Genomic DNA, 21,270 nt, shown 5'->3' on the forward strand with positions numbered 1-21,270 from the left:
AGGAATTAAAAATTTACCGAAAGGCCACACAAATAGATTTTGGCGGGTGGAAGCGCCCCAAATTGCTGTACATCAGGATCAAGTCCTTTCACATTACTAATCACAAATACGTTCTGAGCATTCATAAATATGCTTAGCGAGCTTGCACCGAGCTTTTTTGCCCATTTCTGATCCAGCTCATAGGAAAGTGACGCATTCGACAGACGGATATAGGAAACCGTTCTATACCTGCCATCGGAATTAAAAAACAGCTGGGTACCCTCATTAAATTTGGTAGTTGGTTTCGGATATAAGGCATGGTCACCCGGGGCTTTCCAGTAATTCCCGATCACCTCTTTTGGTAAATTTCCCGGAGCGCCTGGAAAGACATCAGAACTGAAATTGGGATCTGCCCCTATAAAGTTATTGTAATTGAAAGAAGTACTCAGGCTGATGCCCTTGTATCTCAAAACATTAGTCAATCCACCGGTAAATCTTGGAGAAAGGTCTAATGCGACATACTGGTCACCACCACCGGCAAGGCCGGCATTCTGGCCAACAAAACCATCCCCGTTATAATCTTCCACCCTATAAGTACCAGTCAGGGGGTCTACGCCTAAATAATGAAAAAGATATTGGGTATTGATAGATTTACCTACTTTATGCGTATTTACATAAGGAGAATGTTCAATATCAGGATAAGAAACCAGTATATTTTTATTTCTGGAACCAAAAAGTGTTACCGACCAGTTAAATTTCTCTGAATTGATCAGGTTCGCATCCACTGTAAGATCCCAGCCTTTATTGTCTACTACCGCAGGCCAGTTGGCCGTTACTGTAGGAAAGCCAGTATATACCGGCGTAGGGAAATCCGTCAGTTGATTGCCGCAGCGTTCCCGGTATACTGCAAATGCAACATTGATCCTGTTTTCTAAGAAACCAATGTTTACAGCAGTTTCCAGCTTTTTATTCACCTGCCATTTGTAATTAGGATTTACCGCCAGCAAACTGATTAAAGGAGCAGTCCCATCATAGTTGGGTAATGGGTCGGCATACTGTTTATTTTTACCCCATTGTGCCAGGTATTTATAATCTCCAACCGCATCGCCACCCGTTAAGGCATAACTTCCTCTCAACTTCAGAAAACTGATAAACGAAGGAAGGGATTTTTTGATTGGTGCTTCTTCCGTTAAAATCCAGGCAGCTGCAACAGAGCCGAAATTACCGTAACGGTTGCCAGGTCCGAAGCGGGAAGATCCATCCCTGCGCCAGTTGATATTGACAATATATTTTGATTTCCAATTGTAGTTGATCCTGCCAAATACAGCAGCCAGTTTATGGTAGCCTACATCTCCGGTAGGATTGAAAATCTGAGGTGCCAGATTAATGGATTCAATAAAATCATCGTTATCATAACCAAGTCCCATCAATGAATTGGCCTTAGTTACATTTTTTTGCCAGGAGCTTGCTAACAACAACTCCAGTGTTCCTTCGCTTATTTTCAGTTTATAATTTAACTGTGGTTCTATCAATAAATTAAGGTTATTGGTGCTTCCAAAGCGGCTGGATCCTGTTGGGTTAGTGATCGGGTCCTGCGCATAAATATAACCGAAATACTTAGTGGCATTATTGCTGTAGCCGTAACCCAATGCGGTAGAAAAATTCAGGTCTTTTAGTATTTCGTAATTCAAGGTCAAATTACCATTGAACATATGAGTATCTGAATAATACGGGACTTCCAGACCGCTAAAAGGGAATTTACTTGATCCATCAGGGCCTCTCCATGGTGCAAAGTTCAACAGGCCATCAGTCCCATAGATATCCGGTGCATTGGGCGCCAGAGTAGCCATACTGGGAATCGAGGTGGTATTGACTGTACTGTAAGTATACATGCCCCTAAAATCTACCTTAAATCTCCTGTCGACAGTAGTATGCCCCATGTTAAAGGCCAGTCCGGCCCTTTGATTGCTTCCTTTACTGGTCAGGATCTCGGTTTGTTTGCCATAATTGGCGCCAAGGCGAAACTGGGTCTGAACATCACCACCGGTCAGACTCATCGTAACATTAGACTGTTTTCCAATATTACCCCAAAGTACTTTTTGCCAGTCTGTATATTTATTCTGGTCCCATAACACCAGATCAGGTGCATTTTCAAGCGTAGGAATAATATTGTCATTTTTAAATCCTTCCTTTCTGAGCTGCAGGTACTGCTCGGTATTCAATACATCCCAATGGCGTGTTACTTCAGAAAATCCCTGCTCCACACCCACCGAAAATTTAGTAGCCCCGGGCTTCCCTTTTTTTGTGGTGATCATAATGACACCATTAGCTGCCCTTGAGCCATAAATCGCGGTAGCATCACCATCTTTTAATACTTCGATACTTTCTATGTCTTTACTATTGATGTTAAACATCGGACTCTGGCCTCCGGTTGGAGACAATCCGTCCTGAACGACACCTGGAGAACCGGTCTGGTAATTGGAGTTTCCGCCCAGATCCAGCGTGTTTTGAGGCACTCCATCAATCACATATAAAGGTTCTGAAACGAAAGCAGAATTTATGGTTTTTCTTCCTCTGATTTCTACCTTCACCGGACTGCTGGCATAACCAGCGGTGGAGGTAACGGTTACGCCGGGTATTCTACCCTGTAAAGCGAGCAAGGGATTCATCAGGGGCTGCTGTTCCAGTTCTTTTGAACTGATCCTCGCAATGTTACCGGTGCTTGTTCTGCGGTCTGTGGTTCCATAGGCCTGCACCATTACTTCATCCAGAAAGGATACCGATGGCTCCAGCATAATGGTCAGATAAAAGCCAGTCCCTGTTTTTACCACGCTCATATTTTTAGAAAAAGAACTGGTATTGACTTCCATTTTTTCGAACTCCGCCAACCTGACCTGCAGGGAATCAAATCCTACAGAGCTGAAGGTAATGACACTATTCTCCTCCATCTTTGTCAAGTTAAACTCTCCCCTGGCATTAGAACTGGTGTTTACTCTTTTATTTTTTACCTTTAGTGTTACTCCACTCAGCGGTTCATTGGTCTTTTTATTGATGATATTTCCCTGCACTTCTATACCAACAGTAAAAACTGCGGCTACACGGTCCATAAGCGTCGGGGCCTTGGCCTTCAATAAAACGGTTTTGTTTACAATCTTATAAGTGATCGGCTGGTCGTTAAAACACTTTTCAAGCACCTCTTCTATCGCTGCGTTTTTTACAGAGATGGAGATCGGTTTACTCGCCTTAATCAGTCCTTCGCTAAAAAGGAAGTCGTAACCACTTTGCAACCGAATATCCTTTAGTACCTTTTCTAATGCAGTATTTTTGGTATTCAGGGTAATGCGCTGCGCAAAACTGCTGGCACTTACCTGCATAATTGTAGCTATTAAAATAACGGTGGTGAATCGCATCATTAGCAAAATTTTGTTCACATACTTTTTGAGTACGGGTTGGTTCGTATAGGTTTTATACATTTCATCTGGTTTGCGACAAATTCTTAGCGGCCGATGAAACCATAGCATTGCTTTAACTCACAATATTTGCTAAGTTTGTTTGTCTGGTTTAGTTGATAGGATCTCAAAATTTTTGTTAACGTATTCCGGCATCGGTCAGGAGTGTATCGAGCACTTCTGGCCTCTTTCTTAGGATTACGTTGCTTAAATAGTATCTATTTTTTAACGATCACCCTCCTTCCCTCAATTTTAAAATGTACGTTCCCGGTATAATCGAGCATATTTAGTAGTTCTGAAATATTTTTGTCTCTGGAAATCTCTCCCTTAAATTTGAAATCAGGATCTGGTTGGGTTTCATAAATCACCTCTACATCGTACCACCTGGAAACCTTGGTCATGATGGACATCAGGTTTTCATTGAATTTGAAATAGCCATTCTTCCAGGCGAGTACATCTTCGAGATCTACATCCTGGATCAGTTTCATATTTCCCGAAGATACCTGGGATTGCTCACCGGGTTTCAGAATCAGGAATTCGGCGGCATTAACTCTGGTAGCATGAGTTACATTGGAAGATACTTTCACACTTCCGGATAATAAGGTTGTTTTAACGGCCTTCTCATCATCGTAAGCCATGATGTTAAAATGGGTACCCAATACTTCCACTGTTTGCCCTTTTGCCATCACCCGGAACGGCGCTTTTTTATTGTGGCTGATTTCAAAATAAGCTTCCCCTTTCAATTCTACTTTTCTTTCTTTAGTAGCAAAAACTACAGGATACTTTAAGCTGGAAGAAGCATTTAAAAATACTTTCGAACCATCCGGCAAAATCACCTGCCACTGTCCGCCACGGGGCGCTTCAATGGTATTGTATTCAGTCTTATTTTTATTGAAAGCATTTGGAGCAGCCTGATAGATCAATTGTCCGTTGCTGGTTTTACTGATTGTCACTCCTGCCTGTTGCGCCAACTGCCCGTTAAGCGCATCGGTTAAACTGATTTTCTGTCCGTCGGCCAGGGTCAGCACGGCTTTATTTTTACCAGGATTAATGTCGTTTTTCACGATCTGAGGTCCGTTAACGTCTTTATAATTGCTATAGAAGAATACAGCAGTCATCGCGATGATCAATACCGCAGCGGCAGCAACTAACCTAAATCTTAAAGTTGACTTTCCTGCAGGAGTAATGTTTAAATTACTTTCCATTACAGGGCGATCGATTTGTTGTCCGATATTTAACCACATCTGTCGTTTTACATCCAGATAGTCAATATCCTCAGGCTCCTGTTGCCGAAGCTCAGATTGCTTCACAAACCAGTTTTCGACCAGACGTATTTCTTCTTTTGAGGCACTGCCATCATTATACTTCCTGATCAATTCTATTACCTGTTCCCTATTCATCTGTATTTATCAGTTTATTCCTGATTTATAAGTAATAGCGATGAAAGGCCCTCAGGGCGTAGATGGAAATGATGAAAATTTGAAAATAAATGTAATCAACTGATTTTCAGAAAGGAATATTTTAATTTCTTTTAGAAAGTTCAATAATAATTAGTCCGAATGATGCATAAACGGCTAGTTTTGAACGAAGAATCTTCAGGGCATTGTTCACCTGTTTTTTTACCGTCTGATCTGAAAGCCCAAGCTTACCGGCGATTTCAGCATGAGAAAGATTGTCCTTACGGCTCATTTCAAATATAAGCTTCATTTTAGGTGGTAAATTATCTATCTCGCGTTGTACGATAATTTTCAGCTCACGTTCATCGATATCCTGTATCGTTTCCAGGCTGATTTCTGAGGCATATTTTGCTAAAGAAGCGATGTGGTCATTTTTGAGCTTGTTACGTTGGATAAATTTCAATACGCGGTTTCTGGCACCAACATACAGGTATCCGGCAATGTTGTTATCTTCCTGAATAAGTTCCGGTTTATCCCAAAGGGCCACAAATAAATCCTGTACCAGGTCTTTAGATGGTTCTTCGTCCCTTAACATCTGATTTACCTTATAAAACATCAGCACTGCATACCTATTGTAGATCTCTGCAAAAGCCTGATGATTCCGGTCTTTTACAAGACGAACCAATTCAGAATCCGTAAATTCAGAATACATTTTCATTATAACCGCTATCCAATGCCCCCCAGCAATTTAAAGAAATAAGACAAGATTTGATCATTAAGAGGCGGATTGTGATCTGTCAGATCACAATAGTATCATCACCCCTTAACAAACGTACATAAATATTTTTTACAATCACAGCTCAATTTACTGCTGCGATTGTAGCTAATTTAAATAATCCTTTTTACTCCCGGAATCAATAAAACAAGGGCAGCAAGTATAAAGCTACAAAATATGGCTAATGGAGCGACCAGCAGCAGCTTGATCGCCGGATCTACCGACCAGTTTCTTACTGCAAGGGTCAACGCAACAATTGCCAGCGGGTGAAAAATATAAACGGCAAAAGAGCAACGTGATAACCTGCCGAGCAGTGGCGATGAGGCATTCCATGACCGTTTTGCCCGACAAAGCAATGCAGTCAGGATAGACAGTCCTATCCATTGTTCCCAAAGGGCATATAATAACGACTGCCAATGAAAGCCGCCGGAGTACCATGCAACCGGCATATTCAATTTGACCTGGATAATGAAAAATACCGGAAAGAACAATAAACACCACCATGCAGACCAGGTAAGGCGCTTCCCAGTACGTTGAGACAGGTTGTCAAACCATTGATTTCGATAGGCCAGCACCCCGATTATAAACAATGCAATGTACTGCGGAAAATGTCCCAATTGAAATCCCAGTGGCTTAAGCACCCATCCAACCGAGAATAATATCCTGGTCAAAAAGCTGATTACACCTAAAGAAACAGCGAACAGCAGAATGGTACCGGCTCCAGGCATAGGCAGTGGTTTTTTGAAAGTAATTTTGATGAGGCTTCGTCCCAACAAATAAATCAGGGTAAAAACCAATAACGCAGCCACGAACCACATTACACCGAAATCTATCCAGCTGTCAAACCCAGACAAGTATTGCAGGTAGGTGATGTGATATCCTTTGGCAAAATAATAAACCAGATAACTGAGAAAGGGTGAAAATACAAAAGAATAAAATAGCAAAGGGATACCCAGCCTCAGCAAACGGTCAGCAATAAACCGGCTGGCTCCTTTCCTATCGTAAGAAGGGCCCATAAAGTAGGCTGACAGCAGAAAGAACAGCCCCATAAAGAATGATTGGTTGATACTAACAAACATCGTCATGGGAACAGCGGCAGCAATATGAGCTGTTTTTTCCGTATAATACCAGCCATCGGAAAAACAATAGGCTATGAATGTGTGATGGAGCACCACAAGTATCGTTAACAGTACTTTAATATTATCGATGTAAAATAGCTTGTTTGACTGATCGGCTGTTGTTGTTGACATGTTTGATTTCTATTTAAGATGGAGAGGTTAACCTTGGTACTGATCACAAACCAACAACAACAACAAACAGCCTCCAAAGCACTTGTTAATGTAAATTTCCATAGTTTAAGCTATTCTCTCTGTCTATCAAAAATATCGTTTTTTATCTAAGCTTATTCTTAATTTTCATTTAAAGCACTTCGTTTCTTTTCTTCTTCCGCTCCAGCGCTTTTTTTGGCATTTCTTATTGTACCACCAAGGTTATGGCCATTAATTAGTTTATAATCAAAATATGATGGAGATGGTTGAAAATAGCTTCCAAAGCGGCTTTCTTTTGAAAAGATGCCGGCTTTCCTGCAGGTATTCATCCATGATCCGTGGTTTTCTTAAAATTAAATCTGTAATCGTATCTCTAGCCGGTTCAGGAACCTTAATTGCCAACTCGTCAAGCTCAACAATATGGGTAGCTAACCATTTCGGCAATTTGGCTTTGTTGGTTAGTTGACTAAACAATTCTTCTGGCGTAATGTCCACATATTCTATTTTACTGCCGGTTATATGGGATAGTTTTGCTGCCATTTCTATGTTCGTAATGGCCTGAGGTCCGGCAAGGATAACTGAACGTTGCTTTAATTCTTCCCTTGCCAATAAATAATTCACCGCCACTGTTGCAACATCACGACAATCAATATAATTTCGCTGAGCATTGCCTAAAGCCCCGTAAATTTTACCAAAATATCGGATGGTAAATGTATTCCGTTCCCAATTTTGCATAAACGAATGGGGTCTTAAGCAACAAAATTCATCGAAATTGCGCAGCAGGTAGTCATCGATTTCACCATGCCACTGGCTGACTTCCACTTTTGCCGGTGAATGAATTACCGGCGCAGATAACTTAACAATTCGTTTTATACCGCTTTGTCTGGCGGCATCAATGATGTTAATTTCATGCTCAATCTGGTTTGGGGATGTTGCAGTCAGAAGAAACAATGCATCCGCTCCAATGCAAGCCTCTTTGAGTTGGCTGCCTGAGTTTAAATCGGCACTTACATAAGTTATGTTGGATGGGTAGCTGCCTATCGGCACAGGATAAGGGCGTTCGGGATGTCTAAGCACCCCTCTCACCATACAATCACAGGTATTTAGCTGGCGCATCACCTCTTTCCCAACCGTACCTGTACATCCAAAAACAACTATGGTGGGTTTAAATTTTTTCATCTTTATAATTTTTTACATGTTGCCGGATTGTCAATATTGCTGCGCCCAGGAAGGCTGAGAATATGATATTAAAGCGTTCTGATGGTACATTGAGTATTGATGTGCAGGTCATCCCCAGACTAATCATCAATAGGATGATCAGCAGCGATCTTGTTAGCTTGTTTTGCATTAAGATCTTCCTCGACTCGAATTGCCAGAGTATGATAAAGCTAAATATTGTTGACAATAAGGAAGATAAACCTATAGTTGTATAACTTGCCATCATCAACTCCCTTTTTTGAAGAAGAAAGCCTGATATAAATGACATTGAGGCAGGAAATACATAAGCCGGCACAGCTGCAAAGACCAGGGAACGCAAATTGAAAGCTGAGGAAGGATAATTTCTCTTTTTCATCGTAGATTAATGTTTATTTGTTCTCCTGCCAACACGATAGCTCAGTGCAGCTTTTCCGTAAGCCATGTTCGAAATTGAGAAGTCATTCACTGTTTTTTGCCTGGTATCGAAGAGTTCGTAACGATTTAAAAGTCCCATTCCGCCCTGTACCTGAAGCCAGATTCCTCCTACCAGACGTTGATGTAACTGGAGGCCACCATGAATAGTAGAGAACTGCGCGTAATCAACCTCCTGACCTTTGTAGCCAGGATAGTTTTTCAGGTTAAACCGCGTCCAGTCTATGGAACCAGCCAAACCTATCTGGGTATTGGGGTTTACACTATAGAGCACATTTAACCTTGGCCAATAAAACTGGGCTAACCACTTATTGTTTGTACTCCGATAATCAATGGATATTCCCGGAGTAATCAGGGTCTCTCCGAAGGAATACATGGCATGAACACCCAATCCGATTTCCAGATTCGATTCTGCACCAAATTTTTTCGATACCCCAAGTATTCCGTCCAGGATCAGGTCATCAAATGAAACGGACTTTTTCAAATCCGCAGCAAGAGCAGGCATTGCAATTCCCAAAATCGACCATTTACCTGAAATCGGGCGCCGGATAATAATTACCGATTTTATTTCGTGGATTCGTTCCATAAGATTTGGATCCGCTATGGTATTGTTCTCATATTTAAAATCCATCAAGCGATAATTCAGGTTACTAAAAATGCTCGTCCTGCCAATTTTAAAAGGAGGAACAGGTAACCATGCGTCGTAAGTATTCAGCTGAAACTTATGCTCGGACAGCGAACTTTCTGAGGGCAGATCCTTAAAACTGGCTTTATTATGAATAGTGGCGGCAATACCACCAACATCCTGAATAATCTGGCCATGACCCTTATTCGAAAAGAGGACTAGAAAAAAAACCAGCAGACAAAGACGGGACCATTTGGTCATCCCTTTATATCTACAATGTGAGGCAATTTGGAGGTTATTACTGATATTACAGCTTCTAACCAGGATTAATGTTTTCATTTTCTTTGAATTTAATAACACAAAGATGGACTGAAAACAAAGATTGCTTTAAAACGAAACCACGCTTTATCCGGACAAATCCTGCATAAAAGCAATTCGATATTCAGAGGGGGTTAGGCCGGTTATCTTTTTAAAAAGGCGGCCAAAATAACTTGGGTCTCCATAATTAAGCTCAAAAGCAATTTCTGAAATGCTTTTGGTCAGGTCCTGTAAGAGCAACTGGCTTTGCAGGATGCATACTTTACTGATCCATTCCTTGGGACTTTCCCCAATTGTTTCCTTGATACAGCGATGGAGATAATTTTCGGAAACAGAGAGCTCATCAGCATAAAATAAGATCGACTTATGTTTAAGATAGTGTTTGTAAACCAGTTCTTTAAAATTGAAAGTAATTTCGGCGCTTCGGTTTATACCTTTATTCAGTTCTTTACTGGAAGTAAAGATTTTCTGTAACCCTGCCTGCAAAAGAGAATAACAGATACCAAGGTTTGGACTTGGATCATAAATCTCGACGCTCAACAGTTCAAACAACGAGGTTAGCCATACGCTGTTCTCCTCTGATAAATGAATAACGGTATTGGCAGAAAAGAGTTTAATGAGTTCCTGTTTTGATAACAATTGGTTGAGTGTCTGGTCTTCAAATAAAATCATGTGCCCGGCTGCATCAGGGCTCACCTCCTTTAATGAGGTAACATTCCCTTGTCTGACAAATAAGATTTCATTCTCTTTTATTGATATCAAATTAGCATCTACCTGCTGTTTCGCATTTCCTTTGGTAATATGAACAATGAAATTGTATTCTGGTCTATGTAATGGAGTGGGTACTTTAATGAAACCAGATGTTTTTTCTATGCTATGTATCTGAACAGGTGTTTTTAAAGTTGCAAAATCCGTTGACATTTCAGACATATACTGTCCTCTGAAATCTGTTGGAGTTATTCTCTTTATTTTAGTTTTGGTCACGGCTTAAAATTAATTACCCTCTTCTACTAATTTCATCAGTTATCAATGATTTAGAAATATACATCGATTTTATCCTGTTCCTAAGTAATGTGTACTGAGGGGTACCCTCAGAAAATTTGGGTTGCATTTTCTCACATTTGCTGATAATTGAAGTCACCGCTTTTAGCGCGTCTAACAATTCGTCTTTCGTATATTCCATATCATTTTCCTATTTAGATTATATCGCAGCTTTGACTCAATTAAGTTTAGCGTCAAAATTCTACAAAAAGATCCACAAACATAGACTTTCGAGGAGCATAAAAGTATTGAAGCTTACAGGCCAGGCTTATAGTTGTTAAATACAACCATAAGTAGCGTAATTACCACTAAGAGTTGTTATTTTTCTGCCGATTCAACAAATGAATCTAAATATCTTTGTAGTATCAATCAAAGAGATAGCACCTATGTTAAGTACAAAGATGATCGGAAATAAAATTATCAAAGCAAGAAAGGAAAAAAATCTTTCTCAGGCCCAGCTTGCTGAACGTTTATTCATTAGTTCTCAGGCAGTCGGAAAGTGGGAACGCGGAGAATCAATGCCGGATATCACTACTTTTAGCCGTATCGCAGAAATTCTAGGTGTTGATCTCAACTATTTTTCAGATAATTTCCAATCTGAGGTCAGGGAGGCCTCCGCTGCTGAAACATTGGTTAAACCATCAGATGAGTTGCCGTCACTAAAACGGGAGAAAAAGTTCAACTGGGATATGTCGAGAGGCAATTGGGTAGATGCTAATTTTTCCGGGTTGAAAAACCTACATGAAAAATTGAGTTCTTCCAACATGCAACGCTGCATATTTATAGGTTCAGATCTATCCGGACTTCTTTTAAAAAGCAATAATCTCGATAGCTGTGACTTCTCGAATTCCGATATCAGCGGCAGCCATATCCAAACTTCCCAGTTAGACAACAATTTATTCAAGAACAGTTTCCTGAAAACAGCTAAATTTTCAAAAAGCCATATCAAATTCTGCGACTTCTCCGGTTCTGATATCAGCAACAGCCACATTCAGAGTTCGCACTTTGAGAACAATCTATTTAAGTACAGCTCCATGAAAGAAGTCAACATTTTAAGAAGCCATTTCAAAGGTTGTGATTTTTCTGATGCTGATTTTACCGGAATGGAGTTTAAATCCGGAGGCTTTGTGCATAGTAAAATTGTAAATGCGGTATGGAATCACAGCTCTTTTATTGGAGTTCAGATTGAGGATATTGTTTTCGACAGCAATTTGGAGGACTGTTATTTTGAAAACTGCTCTTTTAACTGGGTGAAATTCCAGAGCGTAACCCTGATTAACACGTTCTTTAAAGACAACAGGTTTAAACGGATCCAGTTTGTTGATTGTCAGGCAGACCAAATCACCTACGAATTCCTGAAAAGTGGAAAAGCAGATTTAACGGGGATCAGAGTGCTGACCCCATAGAGGAACAATCCATCTTGATGACTGTGCCATTTATTCCTTGTGAAATACAGGAGTAGTGACCTTTTTAAAAACCAGTTCAGGATTGAAATTTGGAAACAACCTATCAATTTCCTGCTTACTCATGTTCCCTGCAGAAATAAATTTCCAGGTTTTTCCTCCATCAGCACTAATCCCCATCAAAGGAGAAGTACTGGTAATATAGCCACCTGGTACATTTATAGAGGAATGTTGAGGAATTGTGCAATGCAGCTCCGTTCCGGCTTTATATATTTTGCTGACCGCTCCTAAAGAGACACTTCGGAAACTCATGCCAGCCTTCTTCATCTCTTCCAGAGATTTTTTGACAGAAGCTATCATTTTAGCTTTCCCTGCACCAATAATTACTTTTGGATAGGTATAATTCATCAAGGTATTGAGGTCGCCTCTAAAAAAAGCATCTGCCATCATCTTTGCCTGCTGTTTAACTTTTGCAGTATCCTGTGCTTTAGAACCAGCAACTGATAATACAATTGCCAGGAAGAGGGTAAGGAAGGATGATTTCATGTGTTATTGTTTTCTGCAAGCTATAAAACCTGAATGATTTTCCTGCAATAAATTAAAAATCTGCGAAATAAATAAGTTTTATGTAAGAAATCCGGACTTGTCTTTACTAAATGATAAAACAGCTTAAACAATGAAAAGGGCAATATTAAACTCGGAATCGTTATCATCAGAAATTGATACATTTATCGGCAAGGCATAAAATCAGAAAATTTTGCAGAATAATAAACACGAACAGCAGGATTTCTTTACCGGACTCATCAAGGCAAATCATGCCAGTATCTACAGGATTTGCCGTGCTTATCTATATGATGCTTCTTATGCCGACGACCTTTATCAGGAGATTCTTTATCAGATATGGAAAAGCATTAAAAGTTTTAAGGGTGATTCTAAGGTAAGCACCTGGATTTATCGGATAGCCGTAAATACAGCGATTGGATTCAACCTGAAAAACAAACGACATCAGCATGAATCTATCGCTGAATCTCTGCAAATGCCTTATATAGAATCCTTACCAGAAAAACAGGAACAGGAAGTACAGCTAAACAAACTTCGTTACTGTATTAGCCAACTGGTTGCTCAGGACCGCCTGATCATTTCTTTATTGCTGGAACAGAAGAGTTACAAGGAAATTGCCGAAATCACCGGAGCGACCATGTCCAATACCGGAGTGCGGATTAACCGGATAAAAGAACGTTTACTTTATTTAATGCAAAATACCCGACCATGAATAGTTTTGAAGAAATGCAGAATAGTTGGCTCTCACAGCCCCTGGATAAAGAATTCACGCCTTCGGCTGTCCTTTCGATACAAAGTAAATGGCATAATCATCAGCGTAAATTCTTGATTTCAAGTTTGTGCATGAGCATTGGCTTTTTAGCTACATTTATTGTTACAGGATGGATTTATTTCGAATTCCGCCAGGAGTACCGATGGCCTTTCGAAATAAGCATCGCAGCGATTTACGTCATTTTGATTACATTTCTTATTGTCACCTGGCGAAGCTATGGTTTTAAAAAAGAAAGAATGGAAGTCTCGAGTGTGGATTATATCACTTACCAGCTAAAAAAACTACAATGGCAGCGAAAAACACTTACTAAATATGTTTGGATTTACATGATTTTGCTTTGGTTGGCCTTAAGCTTGTATATCATTGAAATCACTAAACGAGGTACTTTGCTATTTACATTAACCGCCTTAGGAGTTACTACAGCCTATATTGCCGGCATCATGCTTTGGAGTAAATTTTACAAACAGAAAAAGCAAATTCAGACAATTGACGATATATCTGATGACTTGAAGGAAGTACTGAAGGAAATAGAATAACCAGAAAAACCTGTGGAAATAAAAGGACTCGAACCTTACTACATAGTTATTCCCCGATAAATCGGTTTCAGTATAAAGCATTGTATTGATGTCATGTTCATGGTGCAACCATATACTATTTTTTGCAAAACCGGTAATTTACATTTATATTAATATTTTATTTTTTGCATTTCAACTATCGATAATTATAGTTGTTATAAAAAGAGATCCTCTGTTAGTTACAGGTATAATGATAGCAGCCGAACAGTATCCAAAGGTTTATTTATATAGAAGAATAGTACAGGCCAAACTATTCATCGACAATAACTATGCGGATAAAATAAACCTGAACAACATTTCAGACGAGGCTTATTTTTCCAAGTTCCATTTTATCCGCCTATTCAAATCTATATATGGAAAATCGCCGCATCAATATTTAAAATATGTCAGAATAGAAAAGGCAAAAGAGCTGTTGAAGAATAAGGTGTCAGTTTCTGAGGTCTGTTTTTTAGTAGGCTTTGACAGCATTTCCTCATTTAGCGGACTTTTTTCAAAAGTAGTTGGCGAATCACCTTCCCTTTACCTGGCGAATCATCAGGAAACAAAAAAGAGAATCAGTCAGGAACCACTTGCCTTTGTACCTGGTTGTTATGCCTATCAACATGGTTGGCTCGAGAATAGCAATTTTGAAGAAGTCGACGAATAAATTATTGCAGAGATTTAGGTTATGTTTAATACTAAATCAAAAAAGCAATGATTACAAAAATGTCGATTACTAATATTCATGTCATAGACCAGGATAGTGCCTATGATTTCTATGTAAACAAATTGGGGTTTAAGGTTGTAGATGATATCCCTATGGGGCCAGATACCCGTTGGCTCACGGTCTCCCCTCCTGAACAACCTGATTTACAATTGGTATTGTTTCCAGTTAAAGTGAGTAAAATGTTTCCGAAAGAAGTAGCAGAAAATTTAATAGACCTCATCAAAAAAGGAATATTTGGTTGTGGTGTCTTAACCTGCAATGATATTTTCGCTACTTATGAGGAACTAAAATCCAAAGGGGTGGAATTCATCAAAGCACCGACAAAAGAATTCTACGGAACAGAGGCACTGTTCAAAGATGACTCAGGAAACTATTTTTCTTTACAACCTATAAACAACTTTGGCAATGAAAACGATATTTGATCCTGCAACCAGGCAGGAATTAATAGAAAGAATAGATGCGTTAAATGAGAACAACAGTGCTTTATGGGGGAAAATGAATGTTTTTCAGATGGCCAAACATTGTACAATTTGGGATGAATGGGTTTTGGGCAAGAATAACCATACCTATAAACAAGAGTTTCTTGGTAAAATATTTGGCAAAATGGCTTTGAAAAGCAACACTAAGAATGATAAACCTCTCGGTAAAGGTATGCCTGCGGGAAAAGGTTTTACGGTGAAAGAGAAAGAAGGCGATTTGAAAACCCAGAAAACAATCTGGACAAAATCGGTAGCTGACTATGAAGATTTTTCAAATGAAGGGTTTGTCCACGACTTTTTCGGCAAGATGACAAAAGAACAAATCGGGATATTTGCTTATAAACACGCAGACCATCATTTAAGACAATTTGGAGTGTAGAAGTTTTATTTATTGATAAATATTTATCCATATTTTACGGTTCAATATTAAATCATAAATAAGCAATGCCTATTATCGTAAACTTAGATGTCATGATGGCAAAACGAAAAATGTCATTAAATGAGCTTTCAGATAAAGTAGGCTTAACCCTTACAAACTTATCTATTCTCAAAACCGGAAAGGCGAAGGCGATTCGGTTTAGTACACTGGAATCTATTTGTAACGTACTGGGTTGTCAGCCAGCAGATCTGTTGGAGTATACCGAAAAATGATCAATATGAAATATAAATATCTTTTCATTTTCCTCCTGAGTATCAATTGCACTAGCATTTACGCTCAAAAAAAGGTAAACAATCAAAAGATTAGTTCAGATTACAGGGAAGTTATACTTGGAACTACAGAGGAATACCAAAAATTGCCCCATCTGAAACTTAAATCAGCCTCAGCAGAAGATTTTGATCAATTGCCTGAAACCAATTTCTGGACCATGCCAAAGGTAGAAAAAGCAAATCATCACTTTTATATACAAACGTCAAAGGGAAAGCAGAAATTTAAAATATATAGCAATGAGGGAAATCAGAAAGGCTGGAATGGTTATGAGCTTTTAGGCTATTCGCATTTGCTAAGTCTCTATGCTATTTCCAGTAACAGCTCCAGTGAGGGCATTGGATTTGGAGAGCTGTTCTTACTTGACCCTAAAAATAGTTTTAAGTATCATATCTCCTCTTTCGGCGACTGGTATGTTTCTTTACCAGTTCCCTCTACTCAGCATAAAAACTTTGCTTATTACCATAACACCCAGTATCAGCATAAAAATTCAGACATCGGTATTTTAAAATTTAATGCGAAAGCTGCAGCCGGTAAGGCATTCAAACCTGTAGCAAGCCTGCATTCAGACGAGTTCGCGGTTGAAGAAATGAGATGGGCTGACGATAATATCCTTTATATAAAGGGATTTGAAGAGATCTATAATTGCGATAAATGGATAAAAAAGTACAAGTATTATCGGGCTGCATTGTCTGACCTATAAGATCATTTCATGTTCCCGATATGTGAATGAATGCTTACGCATTTTTTTAAATTAGAATAATCAACAACTGAAAATAAAGGGTGATATGAATTTGACAGCACAGATCGCAAAACATTTCAGAGAGGTTCATTTCGGAGGGAATTGGACCTGCTCCAATCTCAGAGATAACCTGGCAGATATCACCTGGCAGCAAGCCACGATATCCGTTCATTCCTTCAATACCATTGCTGCTTTGGTTTATCACGTTAACTATTATGTCAGTGCAGTTTTGAAGGTATTGCAAGGCGAAGTACTTGAGGCCAAGGATGAATATAGCTTTGACCATCCTCCCATTCGTTCGAAAGAAGATTGGGAAGCTTTAATCAACAAAGCACTGACTGATGCAGAAAACTTCGCTACATTAATTGAACAGTTACCGGAGCGTAAACTGTGGGAAACCTTTCAGGATGAGAAATATGGAATCTATTATAGAAATATCCACGGAATAATTGAACATACCCATTACCATTTGGGGCAGATTGCCCTGATCAAAAAAATGATCAATACAGGATAAAAAGTACCGTAGACGAGATGATGAAAACACTCCCACGAGTAATGGGAGTGTTTAAAAGATTTTTAATTAAACGCAGAAAATGCTGTGCTGAAATCCCCGATAAGGTCATCGATATCTTCAATACCAACTGACAACCGGATCATCGAATCAGGTATTCCCATCTCATCGCGCTTTTCTTTACCCAATTCAAAGAAGATGGTCTGCGCAACCGGAATAGCCAGTGTACGTGTATCCCCAAGGTTACTGGATTTTATCACCAACTTAAGTTCATTCAGAAATTTCAGACAATCTATTCCATCTACCAGTGTAAAGCTCATTAAGCCACCGTAACGGTGAAACAGGCTTGTAGCGAGTTCATGTTGTGGATGGTTTTTCAATCCTGGATAATAAACCTTGCTGATCATAGGGTGTTGGTCAAGGAAACCGGCCAATACCAAGGCATTACTACAGGCACGTTCCAATCTCAGCGCGATGGTTTCCGACCCAACAGAAATACTATGAGCTGCTTCCGGAGAAAGTGTACCACCTCCGTCTCTCAAACCTCTTTTTCTGATTTGAGTGATGCCCTGCATTTCCGGACGAATTTGTTCTCTTATAATTGGTGCAATATTAGGGAATCCCAGCCAGTTAAATAAGCCAGTATCAGTTACACTTCCACCTAAGGCGTTGCCATGACCACCGATATATTTAGTTAAGGAATTGATCACCAGACTTGCTTTTACCACAACCGGACGAAATAAATAAGGAGAAGTCATGGTATTATCCACCATATATATCAGTTTCTTTTCTTCGCAGAAATCACCTATTGCTTCCAGATCTGACACCTGAGTGGCGGGGTTTGCAATGGTTTCCACAAAAACCATTTTCGTATTTTCACGATAAGCATTTTTGATCTGCTCTGCATCAGTTGAATCTACAAAAGAAATCTCAAGTCCCATATCTATGTACGTCTGCATCACGCTTCTGGTATTTCCAAAAAGGTAAGAACTGGCGATGATATGATCAGAAGACTTCATTAAAGCGAGTATCGTAGAAGAAATAGCAGCCATACCCGTTGAAAAAGAAACCGTAGCGATTCCTTGTTCCATCTGCGTTACTTTGTTTTCAAGCGCAGTGGTAGTTGGATTTCCCTGACGAGAGTAAGCATATCCTTTAGTTTTATTCTGAAAAACATCTACCAGGCCCTGTACATCATCGTAGCCCCAGGTTACGGCATTGTGAACTGGCTGGTGTATGGCTCCGAATTCGGGCTTCAAAAGACGGTCTGAATGAAGAATGGTTGTTGTAAATCCTTTTTTATTAGTCATTTCAATAGATTAAAGAGGCGAACTTCTGCATTTTATTTTAAAAAAAAGACGATTTACGTTTATTTAGCTTCCTTTTTTTGCTGATTGATATGTGCACGTCTTTCTTCAAAATTCTGCTGCTCAACCGGAAGGAGAACCTGGCTGAACAATTGAATCAGTTCTTCGGAATGTTCCACTGGTTTTTGGCGGGCAATATCAAAATGATTGAACCTGGTCCAGCATAAGGCTTTGAGCCTGGTTTGCTGTTCATCATACATCCGCATTTCAACGACCAAAGCTCTGGAATCAAAGGAAATAAGCTGTGTTTCGATCCTTATACTTTCCATCGCCGCAGCAGGGCGCAGATATCCGATCTGATGAGAAGAGATCACCCAGCCCAGTTTCTGAGTATCCATCAAACCAAATACATCAAGTCCATAATCCTCAAGCAATTGATCTTCTCTCGCATTGATGAAGTAATCCAGGTACTTTGCGTTGTTCAGGTGATTAAAAGGATCACAATCCTGAAACCTTACCTTTCTGGTGTTAGCTAATATTTTTTTCATGTTTCGTATTTTACATACCGTTCGGTATGCTTAGGTATAAAAAATTTTAATGGTTCATTTTTTCTTTCAAAAGCTTCGCGATCAGATCCATAATATTCGCCACATACGAAGGATCTCTATGAGTAACAGACATGAACACGCTACCCTCTATCATTGAGTAGATGTTCTTTCCAAATGCAACAGCATCAGTATCCTTTTTGATTTCTCCCTGATCTATTCCCAGCTCAATTAATTCAATAAGACCGCCTTCCAATTTCAGAATGATCTTTTTTACGGCCTCGAACAATTCAGGGTTATTGTTATTTGCATCTGTGGCCATATTCAGGATTGGGCAGCCTCCCTCTTCAACGATCAAACCATAATACTCCCGGTAGAAAGCAATCAATACTTCCAATTTTTCGACAGCACTATCCTGAGCCATCATTTTCTCTGCAAGTGGATTTATTACCTTTTTGACATTTAGCCTGAAGGCCTGAATCGCAAGATCCTGTTTATTCCTGAAATGAAAATAGAGCGCACCTTTAGTCAGTCCGGTTGCCTGGGTAAGGTCGCTCAATGCAGTCCCTGAATATCCCTTTTTATTGAATATCGGGGCCACTTTTTCGAGTATAAGGGAATGGGTCAATGTAGAATCTCTTTGCACTGCTTTTGTTATTTGAGCCAAAGATAATAAAAATACCGATCGGTATGTTGTTTTTAATGCACTAACTTATTATGATTGCCTGATCAACACCGATCTGTTTCAAAAAATATTCGTCATGAGAGACTACGATTAAAGTCCCCTTATACTCATTAACCGCTGCAGTTAAAATTTCTATGTTCTGAATGTCCAGGTTATTTGTTGGTTCATCCAAAATAATCAGATCCGGAGCCTGATTTCCAATTGTTAAAGAACATAGCATCAACCGCATTCTCTCTCCCCCACTCAGCGCCCGACAAGGCTTATCCCAGTCTTCTTTTGTAAACAAAAACCGGTTTAGGCGGATCTTTATTTCATGTTCCTGCAAAGCGCCAGAATTAAATTGCTGCGCCTGTTCATAAACTTTTAGGGAAGGATCAATTAAGGAATAGTCCTGATCCACATAAATGCTCTTAACACCAGAATATCGCTCTATTTTTCCGGCTTTTGGCTGAACCTGTCCTAAAATCATTTTGATCAATGTGGTTTTTCCCGAGCCATTTCGTCCTTTAATCGCCATCCGCTCGGCACTCTTAATTTGAAAAGTCAGTCCATGTTTCCATAAACACATTGTACCATAGCCAAAATTAATTTCATTTGCCTCTACCAACGTTTTCCCTTTATGGAGGGCTGATTGGTCAAAATCCATTTTCATTTTATCGATATCTGGTAGGTTTTGCCTCAGCTGACCGAGCTCCTTTGAGATTGCAGCCGTCTTTTCCGTATGAACATCCTTTATCCTTGAGGTACTTTTCTCTGCATTGTTTCTAAGCGTGTTCATGAAAATGGTGGGCACACCTGCTTTTTCCTGTTTTTTCTTTCCGCGCGCATCTAACTTTTGCTGTCTTTCCAAAGATTCCTTCTCTACCTCTTTTGCTTTGCGAAAGGCCTTTTCTTTGCTTTTTAGTGCCTGGTTCAAGGTTTCGTCTTCTAGTTTTTTCTGCTCTGCATAGAAATCATAATTGCCACCATAAATGGTAATACCATGTTTTCCAAGTTCAAAAACAACATTTAACAAGTTTAATAAAGTCCTATCGTGGCTTACGATCACGAATGTTTTTCTGCTCGACACAATATCATCATAAAGCAGCTTTCTGCTCCAGGCATCTAAATGATTACTAGGTTCATCCAGAAGAACAATTTCCGGCCGGTGGATACGGATTCCGGCAAGGAAAACCCTGGTTTTTTGTCCGCCGCTCAGGTTCTCCATTTTCTGATCCAGTTCCAGTCCTTCTAATTTCCAATGCGCAAAGGCTTCCTGACAACGCTCCTCAATTGCCCAATCGTCATCAAGCAACGCCATGTTTTCATCAGTTACCTGACCATTTAGAATTTCTCTTAGTGCTTTTAGCTTCTCCCCGATCTGCAAGGCCTGGGCAATGGTATAATCATTAAACTGACCAAAAATCTGAGGCACATAATAGGGTTTCGATTCGGTTTTCACCAATCCTTTTGATATTGGTAAATTTCCTGCCATAATGTTCAGAAGGCTGGATTTTCCAACACCGTTATTGCCTATTAAGGCTATTTTATCGTGTTTGTTGATGACAAGGTTTAAGTCAGCAAACAATAAATCTCTGTTGGGATGTATATAGGTAATATCTTGAAGAATAATCATAATTCCTTTCTTTTTTGAGGTAAATAACTACGGAGACCAATGATTTGGTCGTCCATTATTTTCAGGAAAGAAATTAGATTCTACATGTGGTATTGATGTTCTTTGTTGCGTTGCAAAGATAAAATTTAAAAATGAAAACTATATATTTAATTATTTTGTTGCTGAGATCATCAATATAATGA

The 21,270-nt window shown here is 39.5% G+C and carries 22 protein-coding genes; 9 read left to right on the forward strand and 13 right to left on the reverse strand.

What is annotated here, in order from left to right:
• Window positions 1-5 precede the first annotated feature (5 nt).
• The 8 genes from BFS30_RS25545 to BFS30_RS25580 all read right to left on the reverse strand — a co-directional run bounded on the left by BFS30_RS25545 (window position 6) and on the right by BFS30_RS25580 (window position 10,361).
• Complete coding sequence (locus BFS30_RS25545; RefSeq protein WP_167353204.1) at window positions 6-3,392, reverse strand: SusC/RagA family TonB-linked outer membrane protein; 3,387 nt, start codon at window positions 3,390-3,392, stop codon at window positions 6-8.
• A 254-nt stretch (window positions 3,393-3,646) separates the two neighbouring features.
• On the reverse strand, window positions 3,647-4,828 hold the full coding sequence (locus tag BFS30_RS25550) for a FecR family protein (RefSeq protein WP_069381892.1): 1,182 nt from the start codon (window positions 4,826-4,828) through the stop codon (window positions 3,647-3,649).
• A gap of 121 nt (window positions 4,829-4,949) precedes the next feature.
• A complete protein-coding gene (locus BFS30_RS25555) occupies window positions 4,950-5,537 on the reverse strand; it encodes an RNA polymerase sigma factor (RefSeq protein ID WP_237028663.1) in 588 nt (195 codons plus the stop codon).
• A gap of 176 nt (window positions 5,538-5,713) precedes the next feature.
• Window positions 5,714-6,850 carry an acyltransferase family protein gene (locus tag BFS30_RS25560; RefSeq protein WP_083252244.1) on the reverse strand — a complete coding sequence of 379 codons (1,137 nt, stop codon included), beginning with the start codon at window positions 6,848-6,850 and terminating at the stop codon, window positions 5,714-5,716.
• Window positions 6,851-7,114: 264 nt separating this feature from the next.
• Window positions 7,115-8,047, reverse strand: a complete 933-nt coding sequence (locus BFS30_RS25565; RefSeq protein ID WP_069381895.1) for an NAD(P)H-binding protein — start codon at window positions 8,045-8,047, stop codon at window positions 7,115-7,117.
• Window positions 8,034-8,441, reverse strand: coding sequence for a hypothetical protein (locus tag BFS30_RS25570; RefSeq protein ID WP_069381896.1), 408 nt, complete (start codon window positions 8,439-8,441; stop codon window positions 8,034-8,036). The genes BFS30_RS25565 and BFS30_RS25570 overlap by 14 nt, the downstream gene beginning before the upstream one ends.
• 6 nt (window positions 8,442-8,447) lie before the next feature.
• On the reverse strand, window positions 8,448-9,461 hold the full coding sequence (locus tag BFS30_RS25575) for a DUF6268 family outer membrane beta-barrel protein (protein WP_069381897.1): 1,014 nt from the start codon (window positions 9,459-9,461) through the stop codon (window positions 8,448-8,450).
• Between the two features lie 66 nt (window positions 9,462-9,527).
• A complete protein-coding gene (locus BFS30_RS25580; RefSeq protein ID WP_237028664.1) occupies window positions 9,528-10,361 on the reverse strand; it encodes a helix-turn-helix domain-containing protein in 834 nt (277 codons plus the stop codon).
• A 506-nt stretch (window positions 10,362-10,867) separates the two neighbouring features.
• Here BFS30_RS25580 and BFS30_RS25585 point away from each other — a divergent pair.
• A complete protein-coding gene (locus BFS30_RS25585) occupies window positions 10,868-11,887 on the forward strand; it encodes a helix-turn-helix domain-containing protein (protein WP_069381899.1) in 1,020 nt (339 codons plus the stop codon).
• 30 nt (window positions 11,888-11,917) lie between these two features.
• Here the strand turns inward: BFS30_RS25585 and BFS30_RS25590 are convergent, their stop codons facing one another.
• The gene (locus tag BFS30_RS25590; RefSeq protein WP_069381900.1) at window positions 11,918-12,430 is read right to left on the reverse strand and encodes a hypothetical protein; all 513 of its coding nucleotides are present in this window, start codon (window positions 12,428-12,430) and stop codon (window positions 11,918-11,920) included.
• Between the two features lie 211 nt (window positions 12,431-12,641).
• Here BFS30_RS25590 and BFS30_RS25595 point away from each other — a divergent pair, with 211 nt between their 5' ends.
• The 8 genes from BFS30_RS25595 to BFS30_RS25630 all read left to right on the forward strand — a co-directional run bounded on the left by BFS30_RS25595 (window position 12,642) and on the right by BFS30_RS25630 (window position 16,939).
• Entirely contained in the window at window positions 12,642-13,157 is a 516-nt protein-coding gene (locus BFS30_RS25595) for an RNA polymerase sigma factor (protein WP_069381901.1), read from the forward strand.
• Window positions 13,154-13,753, forward strand: coding sequence for a hypothetical protein (locus BFS30_RS25600; protein ID WP_069381902.1), 600 nt, complete (start codon window positions 13,154-13,156; stop codon window positions 13,751-13,753). The genes BFS30_RS25595 and BFS30_RS25600 overlap by 4 nt, the downstream gene beginning before the upstream one ends.
• Window positions 13,754-13,982: 229 nt before the next feature.
• Window positions 13,983-14,438, forward strand: coding sequence for a helix-turn-helix domain-containing protein (locus BFS30_RS25605; protein ID WP_069381903.1), 456 nt, complete (start codon window positions 13,983-13,985; stop codon window positions 14,436-14,438).
• Between the two features lie 47 nt (window positions 14,439-14,485).
• Window positions 14,486-14,920 carry a VOC family protein gene (locus tag BFS30_RS25610; protein WP_069381904.1) on the forward strand — a complete coding sequence of 145 codons (435 nt, stop codon included), beginning with the start codon at window positions 14,486-14,488 and terminating at the stop codon, window positions 14,918-14,920.
• A complete protein-coding gene (locus BFS30_RS25615) occupies window positions 14,904-15,356 on the forward strand; it encodes a DUF1569 domain-containing protein (protein WP_069381905.1) in 453 nt (150 codons plus the stop codon). Before BFS30_RS25610 ends, BFS30_RS25615 begins: the two co-directional genes overlap by 17 nt.
• 65 nt (window positions 15,357-15,421) lie before the next feature.
• Window positions 15,422-15,628, forward strand: a complete 207-nt coding sequence (locus BFS30_RS25620) for a helix-turn-helix domain-containing protein (protein ID WP_069381906.1) — start codon at window positions 15,422-15,424, stop codon at window positions 15,626-15,628.
• Between the two features lie 5 nt (window positions 15,629-15,633).
• Complete coding sequence (locus tag BFS30_RS25625) at window positions 15,634-16,386, forward strand: hypothetical protein (protein ID WP_157263057.1); 753 nt, start codon at window positions 15,634-15,636, stop codon at window positions 16,384-16,386.
• Window positions 16,387-16,471: 85 nt separating this feature from the next.
• Complete coding sequence (locus BFS30_RS25630; protein WP_069381908.1) at window positions 16,472-16,939, forward strand: DUF1572 domain-containing protein; 468 nt, start codon at window positions 16,472-16,474, stop codon at window positions 16,937-16,939.
• A 62-nt stretch (window positions 16,940-17,001) separates the two neighbouring features.
• Here BFS30_RS25630 and BFS30_RS25635 read toward each other — a convergent pair whose 3' ends face one another.
• The 4 genes from BFS30_RS25635 to abc-f form a co-directional block, all read right to left on the reverse strand.
• Window positions 17,002-18,246, reverse strand: a complete 1,245-nt coding sequence (locus tag BFS30_RS25635) for a cystathionine gamma-synthase family protein (RefSeq protein WP_069381909.1) — start codon at window positions 18,244-18,246, stop codon at window positions 17,002-17,004.
• Window positions 18,247-18,305: 59 nt separating this feature from the next.
• The gene (locus BFS30_RS25640; protein ID WP_069381910.1) at window positions 18,306-18,791 is read right to left on the reverse strand and encodes an acyl-CoA thioesterase; all 486 of its coding nucleotides are present in this window, start codon (window positions 18,789-18,791) and stop codon (window positions 18,306-18,308) included.
• A gap of 46 nt (window positions 18,792-18,837) precedes the next feature.
• A complete protein-coding gene (locus BFS30_RS25645) occupies window positions 18,838-19,434 on the reverse strand; it encodes a TetR/AcrR family transcriptional regulator (RefSeq protein ID WP_069382672.1) in 597 nt (198 codons plus the stop codon).
• Window positions 19,435-19,495: 61 nt separating this feature from the next.
• Complete coding sequence (gene abc-f / locus BFS30_RS25650; protein ID WP_069381911.1) at window positions 19,496-21,088, reverse strand: ribosomal protection-like ABC-F family protein; 1,593 nt, start codon at window positions 21,086-21,088, stop codon at window positions 19,496-19,498.
• Window positions 21,089-21,270: the final 182 nt, after the last annotated feature.

It is taken from the genome of Pedobacter steynii (assembly GCF_001721645.1).
GTDB lineage: Bacteria > Bacteroidota > Bacteroidia > Sphingobacteriales > Sphingobacteriaceae > Pedobacter > Pedobacter steynii_A.